Raw genomic sequence first — 9,278 nt, forward strand, 5'->3', positions numbered from 1 at the left:
GCGAGCGGCAGCCGGCCGATGCCGCCCTCGATGCCCATGAAGACCGGCCCGGTCTGCTGCCGGGCGGCGGCGCGCTCCTGCAGCTCCCGCACGCCCTCGCCGAGCGAGCGGTGGGTGCGGGCGGCCTCGAAGAGCGGCGGTACGGCCGCCCGCATCGAGATGCGGTAGGCGTCGCCCGCGTAGACGCCGCCCAGGAGCGGCTCGACCAGCCGGTCGACGACCTCGCGGCCCATGCGTTCGGCGATGTAGGCGCCGATGGCGACGTCCTCGCCGGGGTCGCTGTGCGGCAGCTCGGCGTCCCGGGCGACGCGGGCGAGCCCGTCGGCGGAGAGGATGCCGGCGGCGGCCAGCGGGGCGAGGTCGCCGGGGACGCCCATGGTGTGCCCGGTGGGCAGGGGGCGCAGCTCGCCGCGGGTCCACAGCATCGCGGTGGCGGCGGGCGGCTGCAGCTGGTCGCCGAGGCCGGCGGCGCGGGCGAGCTCCACGGCTTCGGGGCGGCGGGCCAGCACGGATTCGGCGCCGAGGTCCACGGGCATGCCCGCGATCTCGCCGGCGTGCAGCTTGCCGCCGACGCGGCCCTCGCTCTCCAGCAGCGTGACGCGGACGCCCGCCCGTGCCAGCCGCAGGGCCGCTGCGAGCCCCGAGATCCCCCCGCCGACGACGGCCGCGTGCCGCCGTGAACGGTCCGCCGAAATGTCCGCTGCGCTCATGGCACCACTCTCTCAAACGGCTCTGCTCGGACCGGCGGCCGGGCCGTGCACAAGGCTCCCGTCCGAACGGTCGGGCGGTTACCCATTGACAGCGGACTGCCGCAGCCCGAAGACTCGGCTGCGGCCGACCATGAACACCAGTTCACAGGGCGGACCCCGGTGGTGGGGCGCCGCGGGAGGAGCAGCCATGAACGACCGCATCCGGGACGTGTACGTCGTCGACGCCGTGCGCACCCCGGTCGGCAAGTACGGCGGCGCCCTCGCCTCCGTCCGGCCCGACGACCTTGCGGCGCACGTGGTGCGCTCCGTCGTCGGCCGCAGCCCCGCCCTCGACCCCGCCCTGATCGACGACGTGGTCTTCGGCAACGCCAACGGCGCCGGCGAGGAGAACCGCAACGTGGCCCGGATGGCCGTCCTGCTGTCCGGCCTGCCGGTGACGGTGCCGGGCCTGACGGTCAACCGGCTGTGCGCCTCGGGCCTGGAGGCCGTCGTCCACGCCTACCGTGCGATCGCGCTCGGCGACGCCTCGGTCGTGGTGGCGGGCGGCGTGGAGTCCATGACCCGCGCGCCCTACGTCATGCCGAAGCCCGAGCGGGCCTTCCCCGCGGCCCACCAGGAGCTGTACTCGACCACGCTGGGCTGGCGGATGACCAACCCGGCCATGCCCGAGCGGTGGACGACGTCGCTGGGCGAGGGCGCCGAGCTGATCGCCGACAAGTACGGCATCACCCGCGAGCAGCAGGACGCCTACGCGCTCGCCAGCCACCGCAAGGCCGCGCGGGCCTGGGCGGAGGGCGCCTACGCCGCGGAGGTCGTCCCGGTGCCGGGCGTGGAGCTCCCCCGCGACGAGACCATCCGCGACAACACCTCCATGGAGGCCCTCGCCCGCCTGAAGCCGGCCTTCCGCAAGGACGGCGGCACCGTCACCGCCGGCAACGCCTCGCCGCTCAACGACGGCGCGGCGGCGGTGCTGCTGTGCGACGAGGAGGGGCTGCGGCGCACGGGCCGCGAGCCGCTCGCGCGCGTACGGGCCTCGGCCGTCACCGCGCTGGAGCCGGACCTCTACGGGCTCGGGCCGGTGGAGGCCGTGCGGCGGGCCCTCGCCAAGGCCGGGCGCTCGCTGGCGGACGTGACATATTTCGAGCTCAACGAGGCCTATGCGGCCCAGGTCCTGGGATGCTTCGCGGAGTGGCCGGACCTCGACCCCGGGATCGTCAACCCCCGCGGCGGCGCGATCGCCATCGGCCACCCGCTCGGATGCTCCGGTGCGCGCCTCGCGGGGGCCGTGGCCCATCAGCTCGCCGCGGCGGGCTCGGGCACGGGGCTGGCCGCGCTGTGCATCGGCGTCGGGCAGGGGCAGGCGCTGGTCCTCGAACGCTGAGGCCGCCGGCCCGCAGGAGCGCGCACGCCGGGGTCCGTACGGCGCTCGCTCTCCGGGGAGGTTGCCCGCCCATGCGTACCACCGTCGCCATCATCGGAGCCGGTCCCGCCGGCCTGCTGCTCGCCCGGCTGCTGCACCGGGCCGGAGTGGACTGCGTCGTCCTGGAGGCCCGCGACCGGGCGTACGTGGAGCGGCGCCAGCGCGCCGGGATGCTGGAGCAGGGCGCGGCGGACGTCCTGCGGGAGTGCGGCGCGGGCGACCGGCTGGACCGCGAGGGCCTGGTCCACCGCGGCTTCGAGCTGCGCTTCGAAGGCGAGGCGCACCGGGTGGACCTGCCCTCCCTGACCGGCGGCCGGACCGTGACGCTCTACCCGCAGACCGAGGTCGTCAAGGACCTGATCGCCCTTCAGCTGGCGGACGGCCCGCCGCTGCTGTTCGGCGCGCGGGTGGTGGCCGTGGAGAAGACCGACGGGGAGCAGCCGCTGATCCGCTTCGTCACGCAGGAGCCGGGCGGGGCAGGCAGGGCGGACGGGGCAGGCGGTCCGGGTGGCCCGGGCGGTCCGGAGCGGACGCTGGAGTGCGAGTACGTGGCCGGCTGCGACGGCTCGTACGGGGCCTCCCGGCGCTCCCTGCCCCCGGGCGCGGTCCGGCTGCACACGCGCACGTACCCGTACTCCTGGCTCGGCATCCTCGCGGACGTCGCGCCCTCCAGCGACGAGCTGCTGCTCGCCGGCCACGAGCGGGGCTTCGCGCTGCACAGCATGCGCACCCCCGCCCTCTCCCGCCTCTATATCCAGGTGCCCAACGGCACCTCCCCGGGCGACTGGCCGGACGACCGCATCTGGGACGAGCTCGACGTCCGGCTGGCCGCGGGCAGCTGGCGGCTGCGGCGCGGCCCCGTCCTCACCAAGTCCGTGAGCGGCCTGCGCAGCCAGGTCATCGAACCCATGCGCCACGGGCGGCTGCTGCTCGCCGGGGACGCGGCGCACATCGTGCCGCCGAGCGCCGCCAAGGGCCTCAACCTGGCCTTCGGGGACGTCGTCACGATGGCCCGGGCGTTCACCCACTGGCACCGCAGCGGCTCGACCTCCCTCATCGACCGGTATTCGGACAACTGTCTGCGCCGGGTGTGGCAGGCCCAGGCCTTCTCGCACGAGATGACGACGCTGCTGCACACCCCGCCGGGCGCCGACGCCTACGACCGCGCCATGCAGCTCACCCGGCTGCGCCGGCTCACCGGGCCCACGGCGGCCGCCGCGGAACTGGCCGAGAACTATGCGGGCGCCCCGCTGATCTGACCCGGCGGCGGGCCGGCCGGGATCACCGCGGGCGGCGCGGGGTAGATCGATCCCATGGCCCTCTCTGAACCCGCACAGGAACGGATACGCCGTACGGACCCCGACGACACCCTCTCCGCCGCCGCACGCGCCGCCGCCCTCCGTCCGCCCCTCAGGCCGGCCGTCCGCGTGCCCGTGCCGCTGCGGCCCCCGCCGGACACCGTCGAGCTGACCGGCCCGGTCTTCGGAGCGGCCGACGTCGGCCCCCTCGACCACGACCTCACCCGGCAGCACCGCGGCGAGCCGATCGGCGAGCGCATCACCGTCGGCGGGCGGGTCACGGACCGCCGCGGGCGGCCGGTGCGCGGCCAGCTCGTGGAGGTGTGGCAGGCCAACGCCGCGGGCCGCTACGCCCACCCGCTCGACCGCCACCCCGCCCCGCTCGACCCCAACTTCACCGGCGCGGGCCGCTGCCTCACCGACGACGACGGCCGCTACCGCTTCGTCACCGTCCGGCCCGGCGCCTACCCGCTGGGCGGCCCGCAGGAGCACTGGCGCGCCTCGCACCTGCACTTCTCCCTCTTCGGCACGGCGTTCACCCAGCGCCTGGTGACCCAGATGTACTTCCCCGGCGACCCGCTCCTGCCGGCCGACATCATCCGGCGCACCGTCAGGGACGCGGCCGCACGCTCCCGGCTGGTCTGCGCCTTCGACCCGGCGGTGGGCGAGCCCGGCCGGTCGCTCGGCTACCGCTGGGACATCGTCCTGGACGGCCCGTCCGCCACCTGGGCCGAGGAGGGCCGCTGATGCTGCCCCCGACGCCCTCCCAGACCGTCGGCCCCTACTACGGCACCGCGCTGCCCTTCCCCGGCGGCGGCGACCTCGCACCCCCGGGACACCCGGGGGCCGTGACCCTGCACGGCCACGTCTACGACGGCGAGGGCACGCCCGTGCCCGACGCCCTGCTGGAGTTCTGGCAGGCGGCCCCGGACGGCTCGCTCGCCGGGGCGCCGGGCAGCCTGCGCCGCGACGGCAGGGCGTTCACCGGCTTCGCCCGCGTCCCCACCTGCCGGGACGGTCACTACGCGCTGCACACCCTGCTGCCGGGCGGCATGCCGTACCTCGCCCTGTGCGTCCTGGCGCGCGGGCTCGACCACCACCTGTTCACCCGGGTGTACGTCGCCGAGCCGCCCGGGGACCCGCTGCTGTCCGCGCTGCCGCCGGAACGGCGGGCGACGCTGCTGGCGCGCCCGGAGCCCGGGCAGCGGAACACGTACCGCTTCGATGTGAAGCTGCAGGGGGAGGACGAGACGGTGTTCCTGGACTACGGGGCGGACCGGTACGGGAACGACTGAGCCTGAACGACGAAGCCCGGAACAAGGGCTGAGACTGAGGACCCGGGACGAAGGCGGAAAGGAGCGGCGCATGGCCGTGCAGCGAATCATGGTCGTCGGAGGCGACGCGGCGGGCATGTCCGCCGCGTCCCGGGCGCGCAGGCGCCGCGGGCCCGGCGAGCTGGAGATCACCGCGTTCGAGCGCGGCCGGTTCACGTCCTACTCCGCGTGCGGCATCCCGTACTGGGCCGGCGGCGTCGTCGACGGCCCGGACGCACTGATCGCCCGCACGCCGCAGGAGCACCGCGACCGCGGCATCGACGTCCGGATGCGCACCGAGGTGACCGGGCTCGACCTGGAGAAGCAGCGCGTCCTCGCCCGCGACCTGGAGTCGGGCGACGAGCGCTGGCACGGCTTCGACCACCTCGTCCTCGCCACCGGCGCCCGCCCGGTGCGCCCGCCCCTGGAGGGCATCGACGCGCCGGGCGTGCACGGGGTGCAGACCCTGGACGACGGCCGGGCGCTCGTCGCCGCCCTCGACGACGGCGAGGCCGGCCGCCGGGCGGTCGTGGTGGGCGCGGGGTACATCGGCGTGGAGATGGCCGAGGCGCTCGTCCTGCGGGGTTACGCGGTGACCGTCGTCGAGCGCTCCTCCCAGCCGATGGCCACCCTGGACCCCGACATGGGCGAGCTCGTGCGCGACGCCATGACCGCCATGGGCATCGAGGTGGTGACGGACACCGAGGTCACCGCCGTCCGGACCGGCCCGGACGGCACGGCCCGGGCGGTCGCCACCGACGCGGGCGAGTTCCCCGCCGACGTCGTCGTCCTCGGTCTCGGCGTGCGTCCCGAGACCACGCTGGCCCGCGCGGCGGACCTGCCGCTGGGCGCATCCGGCGGGCTGCTGACCGACCGGTCCATGCGAGTGCGCGGGCACGAGAACGTCTGGGCCGGCGGCGACTGCACCGAGGTCCTCGACCTCGTCTCCGGCCGCACCCGGCACATCGCCCTCGGCACCCACGCCAACAAGCACGGCCAGGTCATCGGCACCAACGTGACCGGCGGCCGCGCCACGTTCCCCGGCGTGGTCGGCACGGCCGTCAGCAAGGTCTGCGACCTGGAGATCGCCCGCACCGGCCTGCTGGAGTCCCAGGCGCGCGAGGAGGGCCTGCGCTACGCGACCGCCACCGTCGAGTCGACGAGCCGCGCCGGCTACTACCCCGGCGCCCGCCCCATGACGGTCAAAATGCTCGCCGAACACGGCACGGGCCGCCTCCTGGGCGTCCAGATCGTGGGGCGCGAGGGCGCGGCGAAACGCGTCGACGTGGCGGCGGTCGCCCTCACCGCGGGCATGACGGTCGATCAGATGGCCTCCCTGGACCTGGGGTACGCACCGCCGTTCTCGCCGGTGTGGGATCCGGTGCTCGTGGCGGCGAGACGGGCCGCGGCGGAGGTGGCCTCCGCGGGCTGACCGGGGCCGGGCCCTTCACCGCCGCCCCGGCCGGGTCACCTCACGGGCGGTCGAGGACGATCGAGTTGATCGGCGTGAGGTTCACGTGGATGCCCACCTGCGGGGTGATGGTGATGCTGCAGTCGCCGGTGCCGCCGTAGCCGGTGCACAGGCGCACGGTCGCGCCCATGCCGCCGTACTGGTTGTTGATGACGTAGTGCATCCCGTACTGGTTGACGAGGTTGTGCGCCCCGTACCTCTGGTACTTGTGCGACGGGCTGACGGGCGGCGACTGGTTCTCGGGGTAGATGCAGGCGTACCCGGACGGGCAGTTGTAGTTCTCGGTCGTCCCGGGGCCGTCCGCCCGGTCGGTGATCTTCGACATTGACGCGGGCCGGGCCCGGTCGGTCTAATGGGCGCGTGGCGCGTGGCGCCGGCCAAAGAGATGTGGGCCGGCCGGCAGCCGGGCGACCACCCGTTGTGCAGGGGTCTTCCCATGAGTTCACGCTTCTCAGGCCGAGCCTGACGCAGGCGCGCCCGTTGGCGCGCCCCGGCGCTCCGTGCGCCCCATTTTCCTCCACTTCCCTCCGCCTCCTGCGGATTCCCGTCTTTCAGGTACCCCCCGCGCCGATCGCCGCGCTCGGTCGATCGCCGCGGCCGGTCCTGCATGTCTTTTCGGAGAGCCCACCCGTATGTCCAGCGTGTTTTCCTTCAACCAGTCCGTCATCGACGAGTTCCGGGCCGGCGGCGGAAAGGTCGGCGGCCCCTTCGAGGGCGGCGACCTGCTGTTGCTGACCACGACCGGTGCGCGGTCCGGCGTGGAGCGCACCACGCCGCTCGGCTACGTGCGCCACGGCGGCCTGCTCATGGTCGTCGGGTCCAACCTCGGCGCCCCCCGGCACCCGGACTGGTACCACAACCTGCTGGCCCACCCCGTCGTGCGGGTGGAGATCGGCACCGAGCAGTACGAGGCGGTCGCGGTGCCCGCCGAAGGGGAGCGCCGCGACCGGCTGTTCGCACACGTGGTGAATGCCGAGCCCGGATACGGCGCGTACCAGGAGAAGACCACCCGCATCCTGCCGGTCGTGGTCCTGGAGCGTGCCGCGGCCGACGCCGGGGCCGTAGCCCCCGCCCCGGTGAGGACCCTCGCCGACAAGCTCTTGGAGGTGCACGTCTGGCTCCGCGCGCAGCTGCGGCACGTGCGCGAGGAGACCGACGCCCACTTCGCCGCGCGGGCGGCGCACCAGGGGCCCGGCGAGCCGCCGGCGCCGGGCCTCGGGCTGCAGATCCGCCAGCACTGCCTCGCGTTCTGCCAGTCGCTGGAGTTCCACCACGTCAGCGAGGACCGGCACATGTTCCCGGCCATGAAGGCCCACCACCCCCACCTCGCCGGCGCCTTCGCCCGGCTGCGCGCCGAGCACCGCACGGTCGCCCGCATCCAGGAGGAGCTGAGCACCCTCCTGGCCGACGTCGCCGGCGCCGACCCCGAGCGGTTCCGCGCGGAGCTGGAGCGGATGTCGGCGGAGCTGACGGCGCACCTCGACTACGAGGAGGAGACGCTCCTGCCGCTCCTGGCCGGGGTCCCCTTCCCGCCGGTCCCGTAGCGGACGCGGGGAGAAGCGCATGCGGGTGGAGGCGCGCCGGGAGGGGCCGCGGGGAGAGGCGCATGCGGGAAGAGGCGCGTGCGGGAAGGGGCGCGCGCTCAGCAGCCCGTGAGGTTGCCCTCCAGGACGGCGCGGCGGTCGCCCGGGCAGGGAGCCCGGGTGACCAGGCCGGCCTGCTCCAGGCGCTGGACCATGCGGGTCACGGTCGAGGGGTCGAGCCCCATCAGCTTGATCAGCTCTGCCTGGCGCTGCGGGCCGGCCTCCCACAGCCGCATCATCAGCAGCTCCTGCCCGGCGTAGAGTCCGAGCCTGCGCAGCAGGTTGCCGGCGGTGATGCGGTGGGCCCGGGCGACGCGGGCGATGGCGTGGCTGACCTGGCCACCGCCCCCGGGACACAGCGGGAGGGCGGCGGCGGGGTCAACGTGCCGTTGATCCATCGAGGGGACAGCCATGACCACCGCTTTCGACCCGATCGACCTCGCCGGCCTCCGCCTCGCCAACCGCATAGCGATGGCGCCGATGACCCGCAGCCGCGCCGGCCAGGGCGGCACGGCCACCGAGCTGACCGCCGAGTACTACGCGCAGCGCGCCTCGGCCGGCCTGATCGTCACCGAGGGCGTCCAGCCCTCCGCCGTCGGCCAGGGCTACCCCTGGACCCCGGGCCTGCACAGCGCCGAGCAGGTCGCCGCCTGGCGCAAGGTCACCGATGCCGTGCACGCCGCGGGCGGCCGGATCTTCGCGCAGCTCATGCACACCGGCCGCATCGGGCACCCGGTGCTGCTGCCCGGGGGCCTGACGCCGGTCGGCCCCTCCGCGGTCGCCGCCCAGGGCAGCACCTTCACCCCCGAGGGCATGAAGGACTTCGTCACGCCCCGCGAGCTGACCGGCGAGGAGGTCCGCGCCACCATCGCGGACTACGCCACCGCCGCGCGCAACGCGATCGAGGCCGGGTTCGACGGCGTGGAGCTGCACGGCGCCAACGGCTGCCTCATCCACCAGTTCCTCGCGCCCGGCTCCAACCGGCGCACCGACGAGTGGGGCGGCGGCGGCGTCGAGAACCGCATCCGCTTCGCCGTCGAGACCGTCAAGGCCGTCGTCGCCGGGATCGGGGCCGCCAGGACCGCCCTGCGGATCTCCCCCGCGAACCCGCTGCACTCGATCGAGGAGCCCGACGCCGCGGCCACCTACACCGCGCTGGTCGACGCCCTCGAACCGCTGGGCCTGGCCTACCTGCACATCATGGAGGGCCTCGACATCCGCGAGCTCACCCTGGAGCTGCGCAAGCGGTTCTCCGGGGCCCTGGTCCTCAACGCCTTCACCGACGGCCCGACCGGCCCGGACGCCCTCTCGCTCGTCGAGGACGGCACCGCCGACATCATCAGCTACGGGCAGCTGTTCATCTCCAACCCCGACCTGCCCGCCCGCCTCAAGGCCGGCGGCCCGTTCAACGCCGCGGATCGCGCGACGTTCTACGGCGGCGAGGGCGCCGAGGGCTACACCGACTACCCGGCGCTGAACTACC

At 74.9% G+C, this 9,278-nt stretch carries 9 protein-coding genes and 1 pseudogene; 7 read left to right on the forward strand and 3 right to left on the reverse strand.

Features of this window, described 5'->3' with window-relative positions; genetic code table 11:
- The coding region (gene hemG, locus V7793_RS27380) for a protoporphyrinogen oxidase (protein ID WP_336011109.1) at positions 1 to 710 on the reverse strand (710 nt) is incomplete at its 3' end.
- A gap of 187 nt (positions 711 to 897) precedes the next feature.
- Here hemG and V7793_RS27385 point away from each other — a divergent pair.
- From V7793_RS27385 to V7793_RS27405, 5 genes are all read left to right on the forward strand, one after another.
- The gene (locus V7793_RS27385) at positions 898 to 2,091 is read left to right on the forward strand and encodes a thiolase family protein (protein WP_336011112.1); all 1,194 of its coding nucleotides are present in this window, start codon (positions 898 to 900) and stop codon (positions 2,089 to 2,091) included.
- A gap of 71 nt (positions 2,092 to 2,162) precedes the next feature.
- Positions 2,163 to 3,389, forward strand: coding sequence for a 4-hydroxybenzoate 3-monooxygenase (locus V7793_RS27390; protein WP_336011115.1), 1,227 nt, complete (start codon positions 2,163 to 2,165; stop codon positions 3,387 to 3,389).
- A 54-nt stretch (positions 3,390 to 3,443) separates the two neighbouring features.
- Positions 3,444 to 4,175: a protocatechuate 3,4-dioxygenase subunit beta gene (gene pcaH, locus V7793_RS27395; protein ID WP_336011117.1), complete on the forward strand. Its 732-nt coding sequence runs from the start codon at positions 3,444 to 3,446 to the stop codon at positions 4,173 to 4,175.
- Positions 4,175 to 4,723: a protocatechuate 3,4-dioxygenase subunit alpha gene (gene pcaG / locus V7793_RS27400; protein ID WP_336011121.1), complete on the forward strand. Its 549-nt coding sequence runs from the start codon at positions 4,175 to 4,177 to the stop codon at positions 4,721 to 4,723. Before pcaH ends, pcaG begins: the two co-directional genes overlap by 1 nt.
- A gap of 70 nt (positions 4,724 to 4,793) precedes the next feature.
- Positions 4,794 to 6,173 carry an FAD-dependent oxidoreductase gene (locus V7793_RS27405; protein ID WP_336011123.1) on the forward strand — a complete coding sequence of 460 codons (1,380 nt, stop codon included), beginning with the start codon at positions 4,794 to 4,796 and terminating at the stop codon, positions 6,171 to 6,173.
- Positions 6,174 to 6,213: 40 nt separating this feature from the next.
- Here V7793_RS27405 and V7793_RS27410 read toward each other — a convergent pair whose 3' ends face one another.
- Complete coding sequence (locus V7793_RS27410) at positions 6,214 to 6,537, reverse strand: hypothetical protein (RefSeq protein WP_336011125.1); 324 nt, start codon at positions 6,535 to 6,537, stop codon at positions 6,214 to 6,216.
- A 307-nt stretch (positions 6,538 to 6,844) separates the two neighbouring features.
- Between V7793_RS27410 and V7793_RS27415 the strand changes: the two genes are divergently transcribed.
- On the forward strand, positions 6,845 to 7,756 hold the full coding sequence (locus V7793_RS27415) for a nitroreductase/quinone reductase family protein (protein ID WP_336011128.1): 912 nt from the start codon (positions 6,845 to 6,847) through the stop codon (positions 7,754 to 7,756).
- Positions 7,757 to 7,878: 122 nt separating this feature from the next.
- Here the strand turns inward: V7793_RS27415 and V7793_RS27420 are convergent.
- A pseudogene (locus V7793_RS27420) lies at positions 7,879 to 8,193 on the reverse strand (MarR family transcriptional regulator); the annotation flags it as partial.
- A 13-nt stretch (positions 8,194 to 8,206) separates the two neighbouring features.
- Between V7793_RS27420 and V7793_RS27425 the strand changes: the two are divergent.
- A partial coding sequence (locus V7793_RS27425; RefSeq protein ID WP_336011132.1) for an alkene reductase occupies positions 8,207 to 9,278 on the forward strand: 1,072 nt, incomplete at its 3' end.

The organism is Streptomyces sp. KLMMK (genome assembly GCF_036961605.1).
GTDB lineage: Bacteria > Actinomycetota > Actinomycetes > Streptomycetales > Streptomycetaceae > Streptomyces > Streptomyces telluris.

Coding starts and splice junctions, on each gene's coding strand:
- V7793_RS27385 (WP_336011112.1), top strand. CDS start 898: ATGAACGACCGCATCCGGGACGTGTACGTCGTCGACGCCGTGCGCACC.
- V7793_RS27390 (WP_336011115.1), top strand. CDS start 2,163: ATGCGTACCACCGTCGCCATCATCGGAGCCGGTCCCGCCGGCCTGCTG.
- pcaH (WP_336011117.1), top strand. CDS start 3,444: ATGGCCCTCTCTGAACCCGCACAGGAACGGATACGCCGTACGGACCCC.
- V7793_RS27410 (WP_336011125.1), bottom strand. CDS start 6,537: ATGTCGAAGATCACCGACCGGGCGGACGGCCCCGGGACGACCGAGAAC.
- V7793_RS27415 (WP_336011128.1), top strand. CDS start 6,845: ATGTCCAGCGTGTTTTCCTTCAACCAGTCCGTCATCGACGAGTTCCGG.
- pcaG (WP_336011121.1), top strand. CDS start 4,175: ATGCTGCCCCCGACGCCCTCCCAGACCGTCGGCCCCTACTACGGCACC.
- V7793_RS27405 (WP_336011123.1), top strand. CDS start 4,794: ATGGCCGTGCAGCGAATCATGGTCGTCGGAGGCGACGCGGCGGGCATG.